At 66.7% G+C, this 21,682-nt stretch carries 21 protein-coding genes, 2 tRNA genes and 1 pseudogene; 18 read left to right on the forward strand and 6 right to left on the reverse strand.

Annotation, left to right across the window (positions count from 1 at the left end):
* Positions 1-47: 47 nt before the first annotated feature.
* Both phbB and gluQRS read right to left on the reverse strand, forming a co-directional pair.
* Positions 48-788, reverse strand: a complete 741-nt coding sequence (gene phbB, locus EGK76_RS05190; RefSeq protein WP_123831865.1) for an acetoacetyl-CoA reductase — start codon at positions 786-788, stop codon at positions 48-50.
* A gap of 54 nt (positions 789-842) precedes the next feature.
* Positions 843-1,760 carry a tRNA glutamyl-Q(34) synthetase GluQRS gene (gene gluQRS, locus EGK76_RS05195; protein WP_123831867.1) on the reverse strand — a complete coding sequence of 306 codons (918 nt, stop codon included), beginning with the start codon at positions 1,758-1,760 and terminating at the stop codon, positions 843-845.
* A 138-nt stretch (positions 1,761-1,898) separates the two neighbouring features.
* Between gluQRS and htpX the strand changes: the two genes are divergently transcribed.
* Positions 1,899-2,804 carry a protease HtpX gene (gene htpX / locus EGK76_RS05200; protein ID WP_123831868.1) on the forward strand — a complete coding sequence of 302 codons (906 nt, stop codon included), beginning with the start codon at positions 1,899-1,901 and terminating at the stop codon, positions 2,802-2,804.
* 268 nt (positions 2,805-3,072) lie between these two features.
* Here the strand turns inward: htpX and EGK76_RS05205 are convergent, their stop codons facing one another.
* Positions 3,073-3,402 carry a DUF1244 domain-containing protein gene (locus EGK76_RS05205; protein ID WP_123831870.1) on the reverse strand — a complete coding sequence of 110 codons (330 nt, stop codon included), beginning with the start codon at positions 3,400-3,402 and terminating at the stop codon, positions 3,073-3,075.
* Between the two features lie 109 nt (positions 3,403-3,511).
* Between EGK76_RS05205 and folD the strand changes: the two genes are divergently transcribed.
* The 8 genes and pseudogenes from folD to tadA all read left to right on the forward strand — a co-directional run bounded on the left by folD (position 3,512) and on the right by tadA (position 11,846).
* Positions 3,512-4,387 (forward strand): bifunctional methylenetetrahydrofolate dehydrogenase/methenyltetrahydrofolate cyclohydrolase FolD, encoded by an 876-nt coding sequence (folD, locus tag EGK76_RS05210; protein WP_123831872.1) that lies wholly within the window; start codon positions 3,512-3,514, stop codon positions 4,385-4,387.
* Positions 4,388-4,493: 106 nt separating this feature from the next.
* Positions 4,494-5,951, forward strand: coding sequence for an IMP dehydrogenase (guaB, locus tag EGK76_RS05215; protein ID WP_096298551.1), 1,458 nt, complete (start codon positions 4,494-4,496; stop codon positions 5,949-5,951).
* Positions 5,952-6,071: 120 nt separating this feature from the next.
* Positions 6,072-7,652, forward strand: a complete 1,581-nt coding sequence (gene guaA / locus EGK76_RS05220; RefSeq protein WP_096300559.1) for a glutamine-hydrolyzing GMP synthase — start codon at positions 6,072-6,074, stop codon at positions 7,650-7,652.
* A gap of 587 nt (positions 7,653-8,239) precedes the next feature.
* Positions 8,240-8,671: a cupin domain-containing protein gene (locus tag EGK76_RS05225; RefSeq protein ID WP_123831875.1), complete on the forward strand. Its 432-nt coding sequence runs from the start codon at positions 8,240-8,242 to the stop codon at positions 8,669-8,671.
* Positions 8,668-9,525, forward strand: coding sequence for an aldo/keto reductase (locus tag EGK76_RS05230; RefSeq protein WP_123831877.1), 858 nt, complete (start codon positions 8,668-8,670; stop codon positions 9,523-9,525). The genes EGK76_RS05225 and EGK76_RS05230 overlap by 4 nt, the downstream gene beginning before the upstream one ends.
* Before the next feature lie 312 nt (positions 9,526-9,837).
* The gene (locus tag EGK76_RS05235; RefSeq protein WP_123831878.1) at positions 9,838-10,824 is read left to right on the forward strand and encodes an aldo/keto reductase; all 987 of its coding nucleotides are present in this window, start codon (positions 9,838-9,840) and stop codon (positions 10,822-10,824) included.
* A 110-nt stretch (positions 10,825-10,934) separates the two neighbouring features.
* Positions 10,935-11,264: pseudogene (locus tag EGK76_RS15630) on the forward strand (GNAT family N-acetyltransferase); the annotation flags it as partial.
* Positions 11,265-11,381: 117 nt separating this feature from the next.
* Entirely contained in the window at positions 11,382-11,846 is a 465-nt protein-coding gene (tadA, locus tag EGK76_RS15635; RefSeq protein ID WP_233580199.1) for a tRNA adenosine(34) deaminase TadA, read from the forward strand.
* A 16-nt stretch (positions 11,847-11,862) separates the two neighbouring features.
* Here the strand turns inward: tadA and EGK76_RS05245 are convergent, their stop codons facing one another.
* On the reverse strand, positions 11,863-12,393 hold the full coding sequence (locus EGK76_RS05245) for a DUF2721 domain-containing protein (protein ID WP_233580164.1): 531 nt from the start codon (positions 12,391-12,393) through the stop codon (positions 11,863-11,865).
* Positions 12,394-12,425: 32 nt separating this feature from the next.
* Here EGK76_RS05245 and orn point away from each other — a divergent pair, with 32 nt between their 5' ends.
* Positions 12,426-12,989 carry an oligoribonuclease gene (orn, locus tag EGK76_RS05250; protein ID WP_096298545.1) on the forward strand — a complete coding sequence of 188 codons (564 nt, stop codon included), beginning with the start codon at positions 12,426-12,428 and terminating at the stop codon, positions 12,987-12,989.
* 276 nt (positions 12,990-13,265) lie between these two features.
* Here the strand turns inward: orn and ppsA are convergent, their stop codons facing one another.
* A complete protein-coding gene (gene ppsA / locus EGK76_RS05255) occupies positions 13,266-15,647 on the reverse strand; it encodes a phosphoenolpyruvate synthase (protein WP_123831880.1) in 2,382 nt (793 codons plus the stop codon).
* A gap of 110 nt (positions 15,648-15,757) precedes the next feature.
* Between ppsA and EGK76_RS05260 the strand changes: the two genes are divergently transcribed.
* The 8 genes from EGK76_RS05260 (at position 15,758) to ssb (ending at position 20,550) form a co-directional block, all read left to right on the forward strand.
* Positions 15,758-16,579: a pyruvate, water dikinase regulatory protein gene (locus EGK76_RS05260; RefSeq protein WP_096298541.1), complete on the forward strand. Its 822-nt coding sequence runs from the start codon at positions 15,758-15,760 to the stop codon at positions 16,577-16,579.
* Positions 16,580-16,676: 97 nt separating this feature from the next.
* Entirely contained in the window at positions 16,677-17,183 is a 507-nt protein-coding gene (locus EGK76_RS05265) for a DUF1249 domain-containing protein (protein WP_096298539.1), read from the forward strand.
* A 96-nt stretch (positions 17,184-17,279) separates the two neighbouring features.
* Positions 17,280-17,355: transfer RNA gene (locus tag EGK76_RS05270), tRNA-Ala, on the forward strand.
* Between the two features lie 52 nt (positions 17,356-17,407).
* A tRNA-Glu gene (locus tag EGK76_RS05275) sits at positions 17,408-17,483 on the forward strand.
* Between the two features lie 296 nt (positions 17,484-17,779).
* The gene (locus tag EGK76_RS05280; RefSeq protein ID WP_123831882.1) at positions 17,780-17,983 is read left to right on the forward strand and encodes a hypothetical protein; all 204 of its coding nucleotides are present in this window, start codon (positions 17,780-17,782) and stop codon (positions 17,981-17,983) included.
* A 287-nt stretch (positions 17,984-18,270) separates the two neighbouring features.
* Positions 18,271-19,662, forward strand: a complete 1,392-nt coding sequence (locus EGK76_RS05285; protein WP_123831883.1) for a putative sulfate exporter family transporter — start codon at positions 18,271-18,273, stop codon at positions 19,660-19,662.
* A complete protein-coding gene (locus tag EGK76_RS05290) occupies positions 19,659-19,910 on the forward strand; it encodes a hypothetical protein (protein ID WP_123831884.1) in 252 nt (83 codons plus the stop codon). The genes EGK76_RS05285 and EGK76_RS05290 overlap by 4 nt, the downstream gene beginning before the upstream one ends.
* Positions 19,911-20,118: 208 nt before the next feature.
* Positions 20,119-20,550 carry a single-stranded DNA-binding protein gene (gene ssb, locus EGK76_RS05295; RefSeq protein ID WP_158613452.1) on the forward strand — a complete coding sequence of 144 codons (432 nt, stop codon included), beginning with the start codon at positions 20,119-20,121 and terminating at the stop codon, positions 20,548-20,550.
* A gap of 13 nt (positions 20,551-20,563) precedes the next feature.
* Here ssb and EGK76_RS05300 read toward each other — a convergent pair whose 3' ends face one another.
* A complete protein-coding gene (locus EGK76_RS05300) occupies positions 20,564-21,520 on the reverse strand; it encodes a tyrosine-type recombinase/integrase (RefSeq protein ID WP_123831886.1) in 957 nt (318 codons plus the stop codon).
* Positions 21,521-21,682 lie beyond the last annotated feature (162 nt).

Here is a 21,682-nt window from a genome sequence, read left to right on the forward strand (position 1 = left end):
CTGCGGACCGCTTCGAAGACTGCGGCTGGAGTGGGCCTCGGTTTCGATCACCAGCCCATGTGGTGGCCGCCGTTGATGTCGAGATTGGAGCCGGTGATCCACGACGCTTCGTCCGACACAAGGAAGTTCACCGCGTATGCGATCTCTTCGGGGCGCCCCAGGCGGCCGGTCGGGATGTCGGCCGCGATCTTGGCGCGCACCTCCTCGGGCACCGCCATCACCATGTCCGTGGCTACATACCCTGGTGAAACCGTGTTGACGGTGATGCCGAGCTTGGCGTTCTCGCGCGCCAGCGAGATCGTGAAGCCATGCATGCCGGCCTTTGCGGCCGCGTAATTCGCCTGGCCGTACTGGCCCTTGAGGCCATTGATCGAACTGATCTGGATGATCCGCCCCCATTGGCGCTCGCGCATGCCTTCGATCACCGGACGGGTGACGTTGTAGACCGAGTTGAGGTTGGTGTTGATGACATCCTGCCACTGCATGGCATGCATCTTGTGGAAGGTGCCGTCGCGCGTGATTCCGGCATTGTTGATCAGCACATCCACCGGCCCGAGTTGCGCTTCGATTTCCCGCACCATGCGTTCGGCTTCGTCGTGGTTGGACACGTCGCCGGGGGCGATCGCGATCTCGTAGCCTTCGCTCTGCAGTTGCTGTTTCCAGGCCTGGGCCTTCTCGGCGTTGCGGTAGTTGGTGGCAACGCGATAGCCGTTGTCGGCCAGGCGCCGGACGATCGCCGTTCCAATGCCGCCGGTGCCGCCGGTAACCAGTGCCACGCGTCCGCTCATGCCGACCTCTTCTGTATGGGGTGATGTCGCCGATCCGGCAACGTGTGCCGCAGTCTAGGCATTGCCGATGACCGCTGTATTGTGCAGCGCATCAATGACCATATCGTGCTTCGGAACGCGTGTGATGTCGAAACATTCGGCCGCCGCGGCCAGGAACTCCGCGGGTGTGTCGGCGACGAGGGGAGACTGCCCCAGCACGTGCCAGGCGCGGGCGAGTGCGGGCAGCGGATCACGCGGATCGACTGCAGTAGCACCTGTCGACTTCGAGAGCTTTGCGCCCGTCGCATCGACCAGCAGCGGCAGGTGTGCGTAACGCGGCGTATGCAGGCCCAGTGCCCGCTGCAGCAGGATCTGGCGCGCCGTCGAGTCGAGCAGGTCGGCGCCGCGGACGACATCGGTGATGCCCTGGTCGTGGTCGTCGACAACGACGGCAAGCTGGTATGCCCAGAAGCCGTCCGCACGGCGCAGGACGAAATCCCCCACCTCGGTGTCGACTGCCTGCACCTGCGGGCCGCGGATCCCGTCGTCGAAGCCGATCGTCGTGCCCGGTGGCACGCGCAGTCGCACCGCGGGGGACGCGCGTACCGACCTGGCGCGACATGCGCCGAGGTGGCGACCGCCGTCGATCGCGAGATCCGCGCGGCTGCAGTGGCATACGAACGCCCGGCCCTGCGTGAGCAACTGCTCGAGCACCTGCGCATAGCGCGCGTCGCGACGGCTCTGCACGAGAACGTCACCATCCGGGTGGAACCCGAACGCCGAGAGTGCGGCAAGTTGACCCGCTGCAGCGCCGGGCACCTCGCGCAGCCGGTCGACATCCTCGATGCGGACCACCCAGCTGCCGCCGGCCTGGCGCGCCATGACGTGGCTGCCGAGCGCGGCCACCAGCGAGCCGAGGTGCAGGGGGCCGGTGGGTGAAGGGGCGAAGCGGCCGCGGTAGGCCGCGAGTCGCGTCGGTAAACTGTCTGCCATGTGAACCGTCACGGGAGGGGCCAACCGGCTGCGCTGCCGGTGAATTGAAATCGTGCGTTCATGCACGCAGATTGTCGCGACATGTTGCTCCCCGCATGCTTTCCGCCTGGCGCAGGCGTCACCCGATCAAGGTAGACAATGTTCAAGCGTTTCGCTCTTCTCATCGCCACCAATTTCGCCGTGCTCGCACTGGTGAGCATCATCATGGCGATCTTCGGCATCAACCCGTCCACATACGGGGGGCTGTTCGTGTTCGCCGCGCTGTTCGGCTTCGGCGGCGCGTTCTTCACGCTGGCGATCTCCAAGTGGTCGGCCAAGCGCGCCACTGGCGCCTACGTGATCAAGGAGCCGCGCGACGAGGCCGAGCGCTGGCTGTTCAATACGGTGCGCCGCCAGGCCCAGCAGGCGGGGATCGGCATGCCGGAAGTGGCGATCTACGACGCCCCCGAGATCAACGCGTTCGCCACCGGTGCCAATCGCAACAACGCACTGGTCGCGGTGTCGACCGGTCTGCTGCGTTCGATGACCCGCGATGAGGCGGAGGCCGTGCTCGGCCACGAGGTCGCGCACGTCGCCAACGGCGACATGGTGACCATGACCCTGCTGCAGGGCGTGCTCAATACCTTCGTGATCTTCCTGGCGCGCGTGGTCGGCCGGGCGATCGACGGATATCTCAACGGAGGACGCGACAACGGCGGTGGTGGCTTTGCGTACTTCGCCATCGTCTTCGTGCTCGACATGATCTTCGGCCTGTTCGCCTCGATGATCGCGATGTGGTTCTCGCGCCATCGCGAGTTCCGCGCCGACGATGGCGGTGCGCAGCTGGCGGGCCGTCACAAGATGATCGCAGCGCTGGAGCGTCTGGCGCAGACCTATGGCCAGAGCACGCTGCCCAAGCAGGTCGCGGCGTTCGGCATCAGTGGTGGGGTCGGCTCCGGTATGAAGCGGCTGTTGATGAGCCACCCACCGCTGGATGAGCGTATCGCCGCGTTGCGCAATGCGCCGCCGGACAAGCACGCGGTGCGTCAGGGCATCGTCGCCTGATACGCACGCACTGAGTCAGCTGTCGCACAAGCCCGCCGAATGGCGGGCTTGTGCTTTCCGGATTGCGCGCCTGGGGCCGGGCGTGCCATTCACGGAGCCGGCAGGGACGCACGATGAGATCGGCAATGCCCTGCACCTCGCCGAGTCCTCGCGTTGCGAGCGGCGGCGACGAGTGAGGGATCGCCCCCCGTGACCACGCCGTTCGCTCCTCGCCAGTCGCCGATTGAATCGTGAAGCCGGCCGCCGGTTGGGCGGGGCGGGTGGCCTGTCAGCTGTCCGCGTGCTTCTCCTGCGCGGCCGCGAAGGCTGCGAGCTGCTCGGGAGTAGCTTCTTTCTGGTGCGCCGCCTTCCACTGCGCGAACGGCATTCCGTAGACCGCTTCGCGGGCGGCCTCCTTGTCGAGCGGCGCGCCCTCGGCGCTTGCCGCATCGCGGTACCAGTCGGCCAGGCAGTTGCGGCAGAAGCCGGCGAGGATCATCAGGTCGATGTTCTGCACGTCCGGGCGCGTCTGGTTCAGATGCGCAAGCAGGCGCCGGAACGCAGCGGCCTCGATGCGGGTGCGCGTCTCCTCGGACAGCGTGCGGGCGGTGTCGGCCATGGGAACTCCGGGTGCGGGGGAGCCGCACAGGATCGAGCCGCCGTCACGCATCTGCAAGCCGGGCGCCGAAATCGGGGACAATAGTCGGCCCGAACGCCCGACAGCCCGCATGACCGCCGCTGACCCCACCCCGGCCCGCATCCTCGACGGCAAGCGTATTGCCGACACCCTGCTCGATCAGCTGCGCATGCGCGTGGATGCGCGCATCGCCGCCGGTGGCCAGCGACCTGGTCTTGCCGTGGTCCTGGTGGGCGGCGATCCGGCGTCGCAGTCCTACGTCCGCAACAAGCGCAGGGCCGCGGAGAAGGTGGGCATCCAGGCTTTCGATTTCGACCTGCCGGTGGGAACGACGGAAGGCGAGCTCGTTGCATTGATCGACCGGCTCAATGCCGATCCTGCCGTCCACGGCATCCTGGTGCAGCTGCCGCTGCCCGGGATTCCCGATGCGAACGCCATCATCCAGCGCATCGATCCGCGCAAGGACGTCGACGGCTTCCATCCCGAGAACGTCGGCCGCCTCGCGCTGCGCCAGTTCGGCTTGCGGCCGTGCACGCCGCGCGGCATCACCACGTTGCTGGCGTATACCGACCGGCCGGTACGCGGCGCCAGCGCGACGATCGTCGGCGTCAGCAACCATGTCGGCAGGCCGATGGCCCTGGAGCTGATGATCGCTGGCTGCACGGTGACGACCTGCCACCGCTTCACGCCGCCGGACGTGCTGCGCCGGCACGTCGGCGAGGCGGACATCCTGGTGGTCGCGGTCGGCCGGCCGGCCCTGATCCCCGGAGACTGGGTCAAGCCGGGCGCCGTGGTGATCGACGTCGGCATCAACCGCCGCGACGATGGCCGCCTGGTCGGCGATGTGGGCTTCGATGCGGCTGCGCAACGCGCCAGCTGGATCACCCCGGTGCCGGGCGGGGTGGGGCCGATGACCGTCGCCACCTTGATGCAGAACACCATCGAGGCAGCCGAAGCCGCGGGTTGAGGCCGGGCCGCGGCCTGTCTTGAGACCGACTGCGCACCGCTGCGTTGCCCGCGTGACAGGGGCAAACGCGCTAGAATGACGCGCTTCCTCCTCCCCGGCACCCCGCATGCTGCGCATCCAGGCCGAAGCTCTTACCTACGACGATGTCTCGCTCGTTCCCGCCCACTCGCTGATCCTCCCCAAGGATGTCCGGCTGGCGACCCGCCTGACGCGCGAGCTGCGCCTGAACCTGCCCATCGTTTCCGCTGCGATGGACACCGTGACCGAAGCCCGCCTCGCGATCGCGATGGCCCAGCTCGGCGGCATCGGCATCCTGCACAAGAACCTGAGCGTCGAGCGCCAGGCGAACGAAGTCGCGAAGGTCAAGAACTTCGAAGCCGGCGTGATCCGCGAGCCCTTCACGGTGGGTCCCGACACCACGATCGGCGAAGTGTTGCGGCTGACCCGCGCACGCAACATCTCCGGCGTACCGGTGGTCGAAGAGGGCAAGCTGGTCGGAATCGTCACCGGCCGCGACATGCGTTTCGAGACCAAGCTCGACGATCCGGTGCGCAACGTCATGACCAAGCAGGACCGGCTGGTCACCGTGCGCGAAGGCGCCAGCGAGTCCGAGGTGCTGGCCCTGCTGCACAAGCACCGCATCGAGAAGGTGCTGGTGGTCAACGATGATTTCGCGCTGCGCGGCCTGATCACCGTCAAGGACATCCAGAAGGCGCACGACAACCCCAATGCCGCCAAGGATGCCGACGAGCAACTGCTGGTCGGCGCCGCGGTCGGCGTGGGTGGCGACACCGAGCAGCGCGTCGAAGCGCTGGTCGCGGCAGGCGTCGACGTGATCATCGTGGACACCGCCCACGGCCACTCGCAGGGCGTGCTCGACCGCGTGAACTGGCTGAAGAAGACCTATCCGCAGGTCCAGGTGGTCGGCGGCAACATCGTGACCGGCGACGCGGCCAGGGCGCTCGAAGACGCCGGCGCGGATGCGGTGAAGGTCGGCGTGGGCCCGGGGTCCATCTGCACGACGCGTGTCGTCGCCGGTGTCGGCGTGCCGCAGATCACCGCGATCGACATGGTCGCCGAGGCGTTGCAGGACCGCATTCCGCTGATTGCCGACGGCGGCATCCGTTACTCGGGCGACATCGGCAAGGCGCTGGTTGCGGGCGCGTCGACGGTGATGATCGGCGGCCTGTTTGCCGGCACCGAGGAATCACCGGGCGAGGCCGAGCTGTTCCAGGGCCGCAGCTACAAGAGCTATCGCGGCATGGGCTCGCTGGGCGCGATGGAGCAGGGATCCAAGGACCGCTACTTCCAGGACTCGTCCGACGCCGACAAGCTGGTGCCCGAGGGCATCGAGGGTCGTGTTCCGTATCGCGGCCCGCTGAGCAGCATCATCCATCAGCTTGCCGGTGGCCTGCGCGCCACCATGGGCTACGTGGGCTGCGCGACGATCGAGGAGATGCGCACGCGCCCGAAGTTCGTGAAGATCACCGGCGCCGGGCAGCGCGAGAGCCACGTGCACGACGTCACGATCACCAAGCAGCCGCCGAACTACCAGGCGGGCTGAGTCCGCTGCATGGCGCACCGATCCGGGATTCGCGAAAGCGGATCCCGTTTCGTATCCGCCTCCACGCCTATCGTTTTCCAGCGCTTCGAGCGCCGTCATTCCACCCAGAAGCCCATGCCGATGACCGACCTGCACAGCGACAAGATCCTGATCCTCGATTTCGGCGCGCAGTACACGCAGCTGATCGCCCGCCGCATCCGCGAGCTGGGCGTCTACTGCGAAATCTGGGCCTGGGACCACGATCCGGCCGAGATCGCCGCGTTCGCGCCCAAGGGCATCATCCTGTCGGGCGGCCCGGAATCGACCACCGAACACGGCTCGCCGCGCGCCCCGCAGCAGGTGTTCGATGCCGGCCTGCCGCTGCTGGGCATCTGCTACGGCATGCAGACGATGGCCAAGCAGCTGGGCGGTGAGACCGAAGCCGCCGACGCGCGGGAGTACGGCCACGCCGAGGTCGCCATCGTCGCCAAGGACAGCCTGTTCGAAGGCCTGAGCGACCATGCCGGCGCACAGCGTCTCGACGTGTGGATGAGCCATGGCGATCACGTCAGCGCCGCGCCGCCCGGGTTCACCGTCACCGCGAGCACCGAACGCGTGCCGGTCGCCGCGTTCGCCAACGAGGACAAGCGTTGGTACGGCGTGCAGTTCCATCCCGAAGTCACCCACACCAAGCAGGGCCTGGCGTTGCTGCGCCGCTTCGTGGTCGACATCTGCGGCTGCGCCACGCTGTGGACCGCGGCCAACATCATCGACGACCAGATCGCCCGCGTGCGCGAACAGGTGGGTGGTGACGAGGTGATCCTGGGCCTGTCGGGCGGCGTGGATTCGTCCGTCGTTGCCGCGCTGTTGCACAGGGCGATCGGCAAGCAGCTCACCTGCGTATTCGTCGACACCGGCCTGCTGCGGCTGGGCGAGGGCGACCAGGTCATGACGACGTTTGCCGATGCCTCCAGCTCGCATGGCCTCGGCGTGCGCGTGATCCGCGTCGACGCGCGCGACCGCTACTTCAGCGCGCTCGCAGGCGTGAGCGATCCCGAAGCCAAGCGCAAGATCATCGGCAACCTGTTCGTCGAGATCTTCGACGAAGAGTCGAACAAGCTCAGCAACGCCAAGTGGCTGGCGCAGGGCACGATCTATCCCGACGTCATCGAGTCGGCCGGCAGCAAGACCGGCAAGGCCCACGTCATCAAGAGCCACCACAATGTCGGCGGCCTGCCCGAGCACATGAAGATGGGCCTGGTCGAACCGCTGCGCGAACTGTTCAAGGACGAAGTGCGGCGCCTCGGCGTCGAACTCGGCCTGCCGCGCGAGATGGTCTACCGCCACCCGTTCCCGGGTCCGGGCCTGGGCGTGCGCATCCTCGGCGAGGTCAAGGCCGAGTACGCCGCCATCCTGGCCAAGGCCGACCACATCTTCATCGAGGAGCTGCGCAAGGCCGACCTCTACGACAAGACCAGCCAGGCCTTCGCGGTATTCCTGCCGGTCAAGTCCGTCGGCGTCGTCGGCGACGCCCGCGCCTACGAGTGGGTGATCTCGCTGCGCGCGGTGGAGACCATCGACTTCATGACCGCCCACTGGGCGCACCTGCCGTACGACTTCCTCGGCCGCGTGTCCAACCGGATCATCAACGAAGTCCGCGGCGTCTCGCGCGTGGTCTACGACATCAGTGGCAAGCCGCCGGCGACCATCGAATGGGAGTGATTCTGCTCATCGGGCAGTGCCCTGGACTCCGCAATATCCACTGATGTGCGTTCGATAGTAGAAGACGGATTGGCCCGGTCTCTATCGGGCGCCATCGGTGCTCGGGAGCCGCCCTTGCAGCCCATGTGATGGGCATTTCCGCTCTTGATTTTCCAGCATCCAGGTATCGTCGGGGGCCATGCAGTCCCTGCCGGTACTTTTTTTTACTCCAGCGATCTGAAAGCCGACAGTTGTCCGTCAATACATGCCTGGCACGCCATGACGGACTTGCCGCGGGGTAAGGACTGACCTCCGATCGACGCGTATTGCCGAGGCGCGAATCGCGGCATGCGACCCGGATGAGTCGGATCTCGAGCGCGTCCGGGCGGCCCGGGAAGTGATTCGGAAATCCGTCACAAGGCCCTACAGAGGCCGGCGTATGAAGTTCGTCATCGCCCCGCGCCGCAGGAATGCCCCGTAATCGCCTCGCCGTGCTCCCAGCCGCTGCAGGCCGGCCGCAGAACGACGCACTGGCTGGAAGTGGCGGCAGGCCTGTCGCCGCTGGCCGCAGACGCCCTGGCGCACTCAGGCGCAGGAGGAGGGTCGACATGGACATTGCACGCAAGGCCGACATGAAGGCCGTGGCCGGACCGGCGGAATATTTCACCGGCAAGGTGACGATCACCGGACAGTTCCAGCGGCCCGATCCGTCGCGGGTCAGCGGCGCGATCGTGCACTTCGAGCCGGGCGCGCGGACGGCATGGCACACGCATCCGGCGGGCCAGACCCTGATCGTCACCGAGGGCATCGGTTGGACCCAGGTCGACGGCGGCCCGAAGTACGAGTTCCACGCGGGCGACATCGTGTGGTGCCCGGCCGACCGCAAGCATTGGCATGGCGCGACCGAGCATGAAGCGATGACCCATATAGCCATCCAGGAATCGGTCGACGGCTCCCCCGTGACGTGGATGGAGACGGTCACCGACGCGCAGTATCTGGAGCCGGTATCGACGCAATCCACGCAAAGGGAGGCGCCATGATCCTCGATGACTACTACACGCTGTCCAACGGCGTCCGGATCCCGAAGCTGGGGCTGGGCACCTGGCTGATCGCCGACGGTGCGGCCGCTGGCCTGGTGCGACAGGCGATCGAAATCGGCTACCGCCACATCGACACGGCCCAGGCTTACGAGAACGAACGGGGCGTGGGGGAGGGATTGCGCGCCAGCGGCGTTGCCCGCGACGAGATCTTCCTGACCACCAAGCTCGCCGCCGAGAGCAAGACGCTCGCCGACGCGCGGGCCAGGATCGACGGCTCGCTCAAGGCGCTGGCGGTCGAACACATCGACCTGATGCTCATCCACAGCCCGCAACCGTGGTCGGCGTTCCGCAAGGGAGAGCATTTCCTCGAGGGCAACCTGCAGGCCTGGCGCGCGCTCGAGGAGGCACAGGCCGCGGGCAAGCTCCGCGCAATCGGCGTGTCCAATTTCGAGCAGGTCGACCTGGACAACATCATCGACAACGCGACCGTGAAACCGTCCGTCAACCAGCTCCTGGCGCATGTGGGCAACACGCCGTTCGAGCTGATCGACTATTCGAAAAGCAAAGGCCTCCTGGTCGAAGCCTATTCGCCCGTTGCGCACGGGGCCGTACTCAAGGACCGCAGCCTCGCCGCGATGGCGCAGGGCTACGGCGTGAGCGTCGCGCAACTGTGCATCCGCTATTGCCTGCAGCTCGGGCTGCTGCCGCTGCCCAAGACCACCAATCCCGAGCACCTGAAGGACAACGCCGAACTCGATTTCACCATCTCCGATGCCGACATGGACACGCTGGTGAACGTGGAGCGCGATACAGACTATGGGGAGGCGAGCAGGTTCCCCGTATTCGGCGGATAGGCGCGCGCTCCTCGCCACCGGGATCGTGGGCGAGGCGTCTCGCGTCCGCAGCGCATGGCGGATGCGCCTGCAGATCCTCGGCCCCCCAGGCAGCTGGCTGTGGACGAAGGCCGCCGGGCTGCTTGCATCCTCAGCGCAAGGCGGTTGACCTCTGGCTTGCACGAGCGCGCGGCATGAATCGATTAGCCCGAGAGGTTGCCCATGCCGTGCGCGCCGCCCGATGCCGTCCGCCATCGGAGATGACCGAGGGTGATCGTGGCCCTGGAGGGGCTAAACTTTGCAGCCCGTTTGTTCCCTTGCAGAGCCATGATGATGCGTTCCAGACCTTTCGGCCGCAGCGGTCGCAGCGTCGGCGAGGTCGGCTTTGGCGCGTGGGCCATCGGCGCAGCCTGGGGGCAGGTGGACGACGGCCAGTCGATCGCCGCCCTGCACGCAGCGCTCGATGCCGGTCTGGACTTCATCGATACCGCCGACGTTTACGGCGACGGCCACTCCGAGCGCCTGATCGCGCGCGTGCTGAAGGAGCGCGGCGGCGAGCGTCCGTTCGTCGCGACCAAGGCCGGCCGACGCCTGCCCGCGCAGACGGTGGACGGCTACAGCGCGGAGAACCTCGAATCCTGGATCGATCGCAGCCTGCGTAACCTCGAGGCCGACGCGCTCGAGCTGGTGCAACTGCATTGCCCGCCGACCGACGCGTATTACCACCCGGAGATCTTCGAGCGCATGGACCGCCTGGTCGAGCGCGGCAAGATCGTCCGCTACGGCGTCAGCGTGGAGCGCGTGGAAGAGGGGCTCAAGGCCATCGAGTTCCCCGGTGTGGCCAGCGTGCAGATCATCTACAACATGTTCCGCCTGCGCCCGGCCGAGCTGTTCTTCCGCCAGGCGCAGCGGCGCGGCGTGGCGGTGATCGTGCGCGTACCGCTCGCCAGCGGCCTGCTGAGCGGGAAATTCACCGCCGATACGCGCTTCGAAGCCGACGACCATCGCCAGTTCAACCGCCATGGCGAGGCCTTCGACGTGGGCGAGACCTTCGCTGGCGTGCCCTACGAGGTCGGCCTGGCGGCGGTCGAGAAGCTGCGCCCGCTGGTGCCCGAGGGCGTCACGCTGGCCCAGCTGGCGCTGCGCTGGATCCTGATGGACGAAGCGGTGTCGGTGGTCATCCCCGGCGCGCGCAATCCCGCGCAGGCGCTGGCCAACATCGGCGCGGCCGGCCTGCCAGCCCTGTCCCCGCAGACCATGGACGCGGTCGCGCGCATCTACGAGCAGGACATCAAGCCCCACGTGCACCAGCGCTGGTGATGGACGTGGATCGCGAGACCTTGCGTATCGACGCCGCCCGCGAAGCGGACCGCGACGTCCTGGCCGACCTGCTTATCGAGACCGTAGCCGACAACGGCTCGGTCGGCTTCATGCACCCCCTGGCCATCGCGGATGCGCGGGCGTTCTGGGATGGCGCACTCCAGGCGGCGGCGCGCGGCGAGCGCATCATCCTGTGTGCCCGGCGCGACGGTGAAGTGCTCGGAACCGGTTCGCTCGCGCTGGTATCGGCGCCCAGCCAGCCGCATCGCGCCGAGCTGACCAAGGTGATGACGACGGCGAGCGCGCGCGGCAGTGGTGTCGGCGCGGCCCTGGTGCGTGCCCTCGAACAGGCCGCACGCGATCACGGCCGTCATCTGATCACGCTGGATGCATCGCTGGTCGGCGGCGCCACCAGGTTCTATCGTCGTCTCGGCTATCGTCCCGCCGGCGACATTCCGGAGTTCGCGTACAAGCCACTGGGCGGACTGGCGGCGACGCGGGTGCTGTGGAAGTTGCTCGATGCACGCGAGATCGCCCGGCCGCCGATCGACACGTCGATGGATGAAGCTCGCATGCGTCAGGCATTGGCACTGGCCGAGCGCGCGATGCTGGATGACGACGAGATTCCGGTCGGGGCGCTGGTGGTCGATCCGGCCGGCAACGTGATCGGCACGGGCTGGAACCGCAACATTGCCGAGCACGACCCGAGCGCGCACGCCGAGATCGTGGCGATGCGTCACGCCGGGGCCGCGCTCGGTAATCACCGTCTGCTCGGCTGCACCCTCTACGTGACCCTGGAGCCGTGCGCGATGTGCGCGATGGCGATGGTCCATGCGCGCGTGGCGCGGGTGGTGTTCGGCGCGTTCGATCCCAAGACCGGCGCTGCGGGCAGCGTTTTCGACATGCTGGAAGACCCGCGTCACAACCATCGAATCGCCGTGACCGGCGGCGTGTGCGCCGACGTGGCCGGGCCGATGCTGACCAACTATTTCCGACGCAAGCGCGGCCTGCCGCCCCGCTGACCGGAGCGCCGGCCGGTCAGATCAGCGGACTGCGGCGGTTGGCCATGCGATGCGCATCGTCCATCTCCTGGTTGACCGCATACACCGCCATCGAGGCCTCGCGCGCCAGCAGCAGGCTGGAGGCGAACATCGACAGCACGCCGAGCGCGGCAAGCAGGGTCGGCGCCTGGGCGAAGCGGTGGTCGAGGAACGAATCCCCGGCCACGGTGAGGCTGGTGCCGACGAAGCAGCTGATCGCCACATACAGCAGCTGGCTGCCGCGAAGGATGATCCTGCTGCGCCTGCGCTGCAGCGCGATGCGGGCTTCGAGCACGCGCCGTTCTTCAGGATCGCTGCCATCGTCGTCGGACAGATCGCGCAGCAGGGCGCGTGTGCGGTCGATGATCCTGGCCAGTCTGGCATTGGCGGAGCCCAGCAGCGACGCCGTCGCTGTCAGGAAGAACGCCGGGGCGAGCATTGCGGTGAGGATGGTGTAGTGCGAGATCGCGGGATTGGACAGCATCTGGCGGAAGTTCTGGGCAAGGGTCCAAAGCGGCTGCGATATCATGCGCCGTTACGAATCCGAAGGCGACTGCACGCATGAATGCCGACAAGGCCATCGAAAGCCGACTGGTCTGGATCGACCTGGAGATGACGGGTCTGGATACCGATCACGATCGGATCCTGGAAATCGCGACCATCGTGACCGATGCCGATCTCAACATCCTGGCCGAAGGTCCGGAGCTGGCGATCATGCAGCCGCTCGAGGTGCTCGAAGCGATGGACGACTGGAACCGCGGACAGCATCGCCGCTCGGGCCTGTGGCAACGGTCGCTGGAGCAGGGCGTCGGCCTGGCCGAGGCGGAGGCACGCACGCTTGAGTTCCTGGAACAGTGGGCCGGCCCCGGCAAGTCGCCGATGTGTGGCAATTCCATCTGCCAGGATCGGCGTTTCCTGCACCGGCAGATGCCGACGCTCGAGAAGTTCTTCCACTACCGCAACCTCGACGTCAGCACGATCAAGGAACTCGCGCGGCGCTGGGCGCCCCAGGTCCTGGCAGGCTTCACCAAGCACTCCGCGCACACCGCGCTCAGTGACGTGCGCGATTCGATCGACGAGCTGCGGCATTACCGTGGCTCGATGGGACCCTTTTCGGGCCTTTGATCGCGGACCGGCGGACCGGCGACCCGTCGCCCGGGCGGGCGCGACCTCACGCCTCCAATTGCGGCCAGCGCGGCGCTGACGTCCGCGTCCCGGCCCCGTTGTGGCGACGTGTGCCGCGCTCGGGTAGGGGAAGCGTCCCGATCAACCTGAGGTGCGGCGGCCCACGCAGCCGGTTTGCGGCCCCGCTGCGCAGGCTTTTCCGGAACCTGAAAACGACGAGCCCCGCCGAAGCGGGGCTCGTGCCGTCAGCGGGGCCGACGTGCGATCAAGGCGATGTCACGCCTTGGCATCGCTCTTGGACTTGGCCAGCTTCAGCCAGGTGTCGACGACGGTGTCGGGATTGAGCGAGACCGACTCGATACCTTCCTCCATCAGCCACTGCGCCAGGTCCGGATGGTCCGAAGGGCCCTGACCGCAGATGCCGACGTACTTGCCCTTGGCGCGCGCGGACTTGATCGCCATCGACAGCAGCTTCTTGACCGCCGGATCACGTTCGTCGAACAGGTGGGCGACGATCGAGGAGTCGCGATCCAGGCCGAGGGTGAGCTGGGTAAGATCGTTCGAACCGATCGAGAAACCATCGAAGATCTCGAGGAACTCGTCGGCCATCAGGGCGTTCGACGGGACCTCGCACATCATGATGATCTTCAGCCCGGCCTCGCCCTGACGCAGCCCGTTGGCCTCGAGCGCTTCGATCACCTTGCGGCCTTCGTCGAGCGTGCGCACGAACGGGATCATGACCCAGAGGTTCTCGAGGCCCATCTCGTTGCGGACCTTCAGCACCGCCTTGCACTCGAGCGCGAACGCATCGGCAAAGCTCGGGTCGACGTAGCGGCTGGCGCCGCGGAAGCCGATCATCGGGTTCTCTTCGTGCGGCTCGAAGTGCTTGCCGCCGATGAGGTTCGCGTACTCGTTGGACTTGAAGTCCGACAGGCGCACGATCACCGGGTTGGGCGCCACCGATGCGGTCAACGTCGCGATGCCTTCAGCCAGGCGGTTCACGTAGAAGTCGACCGGGCTGCCATAGCCGATGGTCTTGGCGTCGATCTTCTTCCGGGTCTCGGCGTCCTGCTTCTCGTACTGCAGCAGAGCGTTCGGATGCACGCCGATGTGCGCGGCGATGATCATTTCCAGGCGCGCCAGGCCGATGCCGGCGTTGGGCAGCTGGCCGAAGTCGAACGCGCGCTCCGGGTTGGCGACGTTCATCATGATCTTCAGCGGCGCCTCGGGCATCGAGGTCAGATCGGTGGTGATGCGCTCGAAGGGCAGGATGCCGGCGTAGATGAAGCCGGTATCGCCCTCGGCGCAGCTGATCGTGACTTCCTGGCCGTCCTCGATCATGTCCAGCGCATTGCCGGTGCCCACGACCGCCGGCACGCCGAGCTCGCGCGCGATGATCGCCGCGTGGCAGGTGCGGCCGCCGCGGTTGGTGACGATCGCCGCGGCGCGCTTCATCACCGGTTCCCAGTCGGGATCGGTCATGTCGGCGACCAGCACGTCGCCCGGCTGCACGCGGCTCATGTCGTCGAGCGTGCGCACGACGCGCGCGATACCGGCGCCGATCTTCTGGCCGATCGCGCGGCCTTCGCAGATCACCTCGCCGCGCTGCTCGAGCGAGAACCGCTCGATCTGGGTGTTCTTTGCGCGGGATTTCACCGTCTCGGGCCGCGCCTGCACGATGAAGAGCTTGCCGCTTGCGCCGTCCTTCGCCCACTCGATGTCCATCGGGCGCTGGTAGTGGTCTTCGATGATCAGCGCCTGGCGCGAGAGTTCCTGCACGTCCTCGTCGCTGATCGAGAAGCTGTTGCGCAACTCGAGCGGCGTGTCCTCGATGCGTACGCGCTCTCCGGGGACGTCGGAATAGACCATGCGCAGCTGCTTGCTGCCGATGCCGCGGCGCAGGATCGCCGGCTTGCCGGCCTTGAGCGTCGGCTTGTAGACGTAGAACTCGTCCGGGTTCACCGCGCCCTGGACGACCATCTCGCCCAGGCCGAAGCTGGAGGTCACGAACACCACGTCGCGGAAGCCGGACTCGGTATCGAGCGTGAACAGCACGCCCGAGGCGCCGATGTCCGAGCGCACCATCAGCTGCACGCCGGCCGACAGGAACACGTCCTCGTGCTTGAATCCGTGATGCACGCGATAGGCGATCGCGCGATCGTTGTAGAGCGAGGCGAAGACTTCCTTGACCTTGACCACGACATCGTCGCTGCCGGTGACGTTGAGGAAGGTTTCCTGCTGGCCGGCGAACGAGGCATCGGGCAGGTCTTCGGCAGTCGCCGACGAGCGCACCGCGACGGCGATGTCGCCGCCCCCGTTCTCCGACGCCAGTTTCTCGTAGGCGCTGCGGATGTCCGCATCGAGCTGGGGCTGCAGCGGCGCGTCGATCACCCAGCCACGGATCTCCTTGCCGGCGGCGGTCAGCGCGGCCACGTCTTCGACGTCGAGCGTCGCAAGGCGGTCGAAGATGCGCTGGTGCAGATGGTTGTGAGCGATGAAATCGCGGAACGCATCGGCCGTGGTTGCGAAACCGCCCGGGACCGAGACGCCGAGCTTGGCGAGGTTGCCGATCATCTCGCCCAGGGACGAGTTCTTTCCACCCACCTGGGCGAGGTCGGACAGACGCAGGTCTTGCAACCACAGGATGTTGGCGCTCAAGAGGAGACTCCGTGTCGCGGTGATCAGGGAACGCCGGCAGTGCCGGCACTGAACCGCTATTTTAGCCATCCCGGGCGCGCAGGCGCTCTCATCGACTGCTCGGAGGCCATATGTCCAGTCCCCGCCCCGTGTTCTACGTTTCCGATGGCACCGGTATCACTGCCGAAACCATCGGCCACAGCCTCCTGACCCAGTTCACCGGAACCCAATTCAGCACCAACCGCATTCCCTTCGTCGATTCGAAGGAACGTGCGCGGGAGGTGGCTGCGCTGATCCGCGCGCGTGGCGAGGCCATGGGTACGCGCCCGATCGTCATCAGCTCCTGCGTCGATCCGGCATTTGCGACGGTGCTGGGGGAGAGCGGGGCACTCGTTCTCGACGTCTTCGCGCCATTCATCGAGCCACTGGAGCGCGAACTGCTGGAAGCGCGCGAGTCGCGCGTGGGCCGCGCCCACGGCATGGTTGATTTCGAGACCTATCACCGGCGCATCAACGCGATGAACTTCGCGCTGACCCACGACGACGGCATGGCCACGAACTACGACGAGGCCGACGTCATCCTGGTCGCGGTGTCGCGTGCGGGCAAAACACCGACCTGCGTGTATCTGGCGCTGCATCACGGCGTGCGCGCGGCGAACTATCCATTGACCGAGGAAGATCTCGAGCACGACCGTCTGCCGCCACGCCTGCGCGCGCACCGGAGCAAGCTGTTCGGGCTGACGATCGATCCGGTGCGGCTGGCGCAGATCCGTCAGGAGCGTCGCCCGAACTCGCGCTATGCCCAGCTCGAGACCTGCAAGCGCGAAGTCAGTGCGGCCGAGGCGCTGTTCCGCGCCGAGCGCGTGCCATCGCTGAGCACGACCCACACCTCGATCGAGGAGATCTCCAGCAAGGTCATGTCGACCCTGGGCATCGAACGGGTGATGTACTGACGTCGCCCGGAAGGTGGTGGCGGAACAGCGCGATTCCCAGTCCTCATGGGGCGGGCGGATTCCGCACGATTCATCGCCGCGGATGTAGCATCGGCGCATGCAGAAAGTCCTGACCCGACGTCCCCGATTGCCCGCCATGGGGCGGTTCGGCTGGCTGATGGGCCTGTACGCCGAGAACTACGAGCGTCTGGTCCGCGTATTCGATCCGGCTGCGCTTGCGCCGGGCCGTTACCGGTCGGACGTGCCGGGCGCGCTGCCGGTGCTGCTCGACGTCATCGCCCAGCATCCCTACACGACCGAGCTGCGCCTGAGTTACGCGATGCTCGATCCGGTGACCGGCGAACCGGACCCCTCTGCGCACCTTCGCCTGTATCGCGATGCAGGGCAGGTGGAGGCGACGCATTGCTACGTCGGTCGTCGCTGGCAGGACGTCATCGGCATGTTTCCACCGCCGGTCGAAGTCGTCGATCATCGGCTGCGCATGAACACCTTCCTCGGAAAGTGGCTGCAGTATCTCGACGACCAGGGACATGGGCTTGCAAGTCTGCGCGGAAATCCGGATGATGCGCGGCTCGACAGCAACGAGGCCGGCGCCACCGGCTGAAACGTTCCCCGGAACGAATCGATGCGATCGAAGGAAGTGCGAATTTTTTGTTGACGTTGCGCCACTGCAACCCTACAATTTCGCGCTCCCAAACGTGGGGCCATAGCTCAGCTGGGAGAGCGCCTGCATGGCATGCAGGAGGTCGGCGGTTCGATCCCGCCTGGCTCCACCACAATTTCTCTGTGCATCACAAGGCCGATGCACAGATGGCGCAGGTCATCTGCGTCCCCATCGTCTAGAGGCCTAGGACACCACCCTTTCACGGTGGACACCGGGGTTCGAATCCCCGTGGGGACGCCACTTTTTCAAGCATTCGGGCAGCTCGCAAGAGCTGCCCGAATGCTTTTTTTTTGCGTGTCTTTAGTTGATTGAAGCCGCGCCACAAGCGGAGGTCTGTTCCGCCCGGATCGACGGTGTCGAGGCTGCGTGCGGCAGCGCCGACGCAGACCTGTTCAATGCCGATCCTGGCGATGTTTTTTGCGGTCCCGCGAAGTAATGGCCCGCGGGCGACCGGACCGCGTGCCTACGCGAATCATGACGTCGGCAATGCATGGCCTCGCCTTATTGTCACTGCTGGAGTCGCGATGGAGCCCACAGTGAAAAGCAACTACAGCGTTTTCGAGAAAACCGCGGATGGGCAGTTCATCTGGATCAGGGAAGTTCTGGGCGCCCTGACGCGCCGTGATCAGCACTGGGAGCTGCTCACGAAAGACGGCGTGATCCACGGCACGCTGGAAGGCGATCCGGGCTCCGTGCACGTCTTCACCGACGAGGCGGGGCTGGAGTACAGGATCACCTGAAACCTGAGTGCGTCTGCAACCGGTCCAGGAATCCATACGCCTCAGGTCGACCGGGCGATACCCGGGTCGAAGCCGCCGTCAGATATCCCCAGGGCTCCCGGATGCCCCGTAATTTCTTTCGCAATTTCAGAGGGTTGGTTGCCCGCCCGACGCGGGACACCCCTGCTATTGGCGCCGACGCCATGCTTACTTCCCGATGACCTGGACACACTTAAGATCGATCGCACAAGAGCGTGACGTTCCGCCAGGTCCCAACATCCTTGGGCCGCGGTGACCAGGGTCCTGACATGGCGACCACAACCGAGCCGACTTCTGCCGCTCCTCCGCCATCCGGCTGGAGCGAGCTGTGGCGCAAAGAGGACTGGTGGGCGATCTGGATCGGGCTCTCGATCGTCGCTGCGGCCTGCATCCTGTTCTGGAACGGAAGCAGCCTGCGCTGGCTGGCGGTGGTGCCGCCGGAATGGAGCCATATCTCACAGGTGGCCGACGATCTTGCGCGCAACTGGGTGCGCTACCTGGCGCTGTACCTGTTCTGGCTGGCCGTCTTTTCGCTCGCGCTCGCAGCCGTCGGCCAGAAACTGCGGGCGTTCGTCCCGGCATTCACGCTGCTCTACATCGCCGCCTATGTGATCTTCGTGATCGGTCGGTGGGAGGAGGCCACCCACTACAACATGGAGGCCCCGCTCGTCGCTCTGCTGCTGGGTCTTGTCCTTGCCAACACGGTCGGACTGCCGCGCCATCTCGATGCCGGGTTCCGGGGCGAGTTCTACGTCAAGACCGGGATCGTCCTCTTGGGCGCCACCTTGCCGCTTTCGCTGATCGCGCTCGCCGGGCCGGTCGCGATCCTGCAGGCCTCGACGGTGTCGATCGTGACCTTCGGCGTCATCTACTGGACCGCCAAGCGGTTCGGCCTTGATCGGCGTTTTGCCGCCGTCCTGGGCGTAGGGGGCGCGACCTGCGGGGTTTCGGCGGCAATCGCCGTCGCCGGGGCGGTCGGCGCGAAGAAGGAGGACACCGCGGTCACCATCACCATCGTCGTGCTGTGGGCACTGGTGATGATCTTCGTCCTCCCGATTGCCAGCCGCGCGCTCCTGCTTCCGACTGGAGTGGCAGGTGCATGGATCGGTACGTCCGAATTCGCCGATGCTGCCGGAATCGCCGCAGCCCATGCCTATGGCGGCTATGCCGGAAAGATCCCGGGGATCACGGGCACGGCGGATCAGGCCCTGCACGCCTTCACCCTGGTCAAGGTGGTCGGCCGCGACCTCTGGATCGGCATCTGGGCCGTGGGTCTCGCGATCGTGGCGACGACCCGCTGGGAGACGCAGCCGGCGGGCAGCGCACCTGACGCGCGTGAGGTGTGGAGGCGCTTCCCGAAGTTCGTGATCGGCCTGTTCGTGGCCTCTGCGATCATCACCGCGATTACCGCGTCCTACAGCCTTGCGGACTATGAGCGTATCGTCGCGCCGGGCTTGACCGGGCCGATCAAGGACCTGCGGAGCTGGACCTTCATCTTCTGCTTCTTCAGCATCGGCCTCACGACCCGGTTCCGCGACCTGGCCGCCGCCGGCCCGAAGCCGTTCGCGGCGTTCACCGTCGGGGTAGCCGTCAACGTATCGATCGGGTTCCTGCTGTCGGCCTATGTCTTTGGCAAGCATTGGGCGACGCTCGGGCAATGAGCCTGTGGATGACAGTGCGGCACGCGCTCGGCGTGCGCTCCGACCAGGGGGAAAACTGTGGTCCCTGCGCCCATTTCTGCCAGGATCCGGCGAAGTTTGAAGCGGCGCTGCCCGGGCTGACGGCGCTGTCCTCGGGCACGGCTTCGGTCCGCGCTCGGGACGGGCTCTGCCTCCGCCACGACCGGATCATCAACGGTCGCAAGCGGTGCGCGGCGTTTTCATCGGCGCGCGCCGATGAGGTGCCCTAGTCCTCACGGAGTCGATCAACCCGCCAAGGGAGAAGCACCGAGCGGGTGGGCGCGGCGCCCGCCACGCGCCCGCCCTCCCGTGCCGGCCGGCTACGCGGTGCCGCGATCGTGTCCGTCGCGATCCACCCGCCGGGCACCGCGCTGGTTCGCGGGATGGTGCGCAGCGCGGCTACATGTGATGCGCCGCGCAGGCGGAGCCCACGGCATAGTGGGCGCAGCCTGGCCGCGGGCAGCGGTCAAGGCGGGCGAGGGCGGCACTGTTGCCGAGCTGCGCATTGCGGTGACCGACGCCTGGCGCGATCGTGCCGGCGAACGCGTCGAGCACACCGAATGGCTGCGCATCAAGGCCTTCAGCCGCGACGCGGAGAACGCCGGCAAGTTCCTCAAGAAGGGCCGGCTGATCACCGTCGAAGGCAAGTTGCGCACCGAGAAATGGCAGGCCGACGACGGCAGCGATCGCTACTCGACGTGGATCTATGCCGAGCCCGGCGGCATCACCTGGCACGGCGGCCGGGACCACGCGGACACACGGCGCGAGCATCAGGGCAGGGGAGCGACACCTGCCCCGACCTCGCCCGCGGATGCGGACGCACCGAGCAACCGCGAGGAGCAGTTCAATGATGACGACCTGCCGTTCTGAGGCCGCGCGGCGGTCACTCGCTGGCGCGGCGCGCGCGCGGGTGATGCGCCGCGGCGACACGCAGGTGCTCCATGTCGAGGCCAAGGTAGCGCGTGGTGGTCTCGGCGTTCTCGTGGCCCAGCATCTGCGAGATGGCGAAGATGTCGAGGCCGGACTTCATCAATTCGGTGGCGAACGAGGCGCGCAGCAGGTGCGGGTAGTGGCCCTGCCAGGGCCGGCCACGCGTGTGCGCTTCAAGCCGCGAGAACCCGCAGCCCAGCCCCAGCGACCGGCGGGCGTACCGGTTGACGATCACCCACACGCTGCGCCCGTCGCGCAGCGGCCGGCCCTGGGCGGTCAGGAACAGCGCCGACCGCTTGCCAGGCTTCTGCGCCGCGCGCTTCTGCAGGTAGGTCCGCAGCAGCCCATGCCATTGGCCGCCGAACGGCACCAGCCGGTACTTGTTGCCTTTGCCGTGCACGTGCAGCAGACCATCCAGCAGCACGTCGCCCAGCGTCAGCGCGACGAGTTCGCTGGCACGCAGCCCGCACTGGTACAGCGTGGCCATGATCAGGTGGTCGCGCAGGCCCACGAACGTCGACAGATCCGGCGCCGCCAACAGCACGCCCATTTCGTGGTCGTCCAGCGCCCGCACAAGCCGCTGTGGCGGCCGGCGCATGCGGGGCCACCCGGACGGCTGCCAGCCCTCGGGATCGACCATGTGCCGCCAGGCGAACCACGCGCGCAGCGCCGAGATCTCGAGGTTCACGGAGTTCGACGCCAGACGGCCCGCCCGGGCACGCAGGTACCGACGCACCGGATCGTCCGCGCCGCCGTCTTCCTGCACCGGAAGGAACCGCGTGACCACCGCGGTGTACGCCAGCACCGTCTTCGGCGACCGCCCACAGACCCGTAGGAACGTGCCGTAGCGGTCCAGAAGATCAACATAAATCGGTTTTAGTGACACCAACTGTAAACACCCCGCGACCACTACAGGGCGAAACGCTTTAAAAATCAGTCAGTTGGGGCGCCTCGGCTCTACACAACCCAGAACCTTACATAATATACATTATGCGAAGTCATGGAGCGGGCCGCTAGGGTGCATCTCCAGCGTCGGTCGGTGCTCTGACCCCCAGGAATGCGCCTGGGCACC

Origin of the sequence: Luteimonas sp. 100069, assembly GCF_003813845.1 — a bacterium.
GTDB lineage: Bacteria > Pseudomonadota > Gammaproteobacteria > Xanthomonadales > Xanthomonadaceae > Luteimonas > Luteimonas chenhongjianii.

Excerpts from the sequence above, each read along its gene's own strand:
- phbB (WP_123831865.1), bottom strand. The coding sequence starts at position 788 with ATGAGCGGACGCGTGGCACTGGTTACCGGCGGCACCGGCGGCATTGGA.
- gluQRS (WP_123831867.1), bottom strand. The coding sequence starts at position 1,760 with ATGGCAGACAGTTTACCGACGCGACTCGCGGCCTACCGCGGCCGCTTC.
- htpX (WP_123831868.1), top strand. The coding sequence starts at position 1,899 with ATGTTCAAGCGTTTCGCTCTTCTCATCGCCACCAATTTCGCCGTGCTC.
- EGK76_RS05205 (WP_123831870.1), bottom strand. The coding sequence starts at position 3,402 with ATGGCCGACACCGCCCGCACGCTGTCCGAGGAGACGCGCACCCGCATC.
- folD (WP_123831872.1), top strand. The coding sequence starts at position 3,512 with ATGACCGCCGCTGACCCCACCCCGGCCCGCATCCTCGACGGCAAGCGT.
- guaB (WP_096298551.1), top strand. The coding sequence starts at position 4,494 with ATGCTGCGCATCCAGGCCGAAGCTCTTACCTACGACGATGTCTCGCTC.
- guaA (WP_096300559.1), top strand. The coding sequence starts at position 6,072 with ATGACCGACCTGCACAGCGACAAGATCCTGATCCTCGATTTCGGCGCG.
- EGK76_RS05225 (WP_123831875.1), top strand. The coding sequence starts at position 8,240 with ATGGACATTGCACGCAAGGCCGACATGAAGGCCGTGGCCGGACCGGCG.
- EGK76_RS05230 (WP_123831877.1), top strand. The coding sequence starts at position 8,668 with ATGATCCTCGATGACTACTACACGCTGTCCAACGGCGTCCGGATCCCG.
- EGK76_RS05235 (WP_123831878.1), top strand. The coding sequence starts at position 9,838 with ATGCGTTCCAGACCTTTCGGCCGCAGCGGTCGCAGCGTCGGCGAGGTC.
- tadA (WP_233580199.1), top strand. The coding sequence starts at position 11,382 with ATGGATGAAGCTCGCATGCGTCAGGCATTGGCACTGGCCGAGCGCGCG.
- EGK76_RS05245 (WP_233580164.1), bottom strand. The coding sequence starts at position 12,393 with ATGATATCGCAGCCGCTTTGGACCCTTGCCCAGAACTTCCGCCAGATG.
- orn (WP_096298545.1), top strand. The coding sequence starts at position 12,426 with ATGAATGCCGACAAGGCCATCGAAAGCCGACTGGTCTGGATCGACCTG.
- EGK76_RS05260 (WP_096298541.1), top strand. The coding sequence starts at position 15,758 with ATGTCCAGTCCCCGCCCCGTGTTCTACGTTTCCGATGGCACCGGTATC.
- EGK76_RS05265 (WP_096298539.1), top strand. The coding sequence starts at position 16,677 with ATGCAGAAAGTCCTGACCCGACGTCCCCGATTGCCCGCCATGGGGCGG.
- EGK76_RS05285 (WP_123831883.1), top strand. The coding sequence starts at position 18,271 with ATGGCGACCACAACCGAGCCGACTTCTGCCGCTCCTCCGCCATCCGGC.
- EGK76_RS05290 (WP_123831884.1), top strand. The coding sequence starts at position 19,659 with ATGAGCCTGTGGATGACAGTGCGGCACGCGCTCGGCGTGCGCTCCGAC.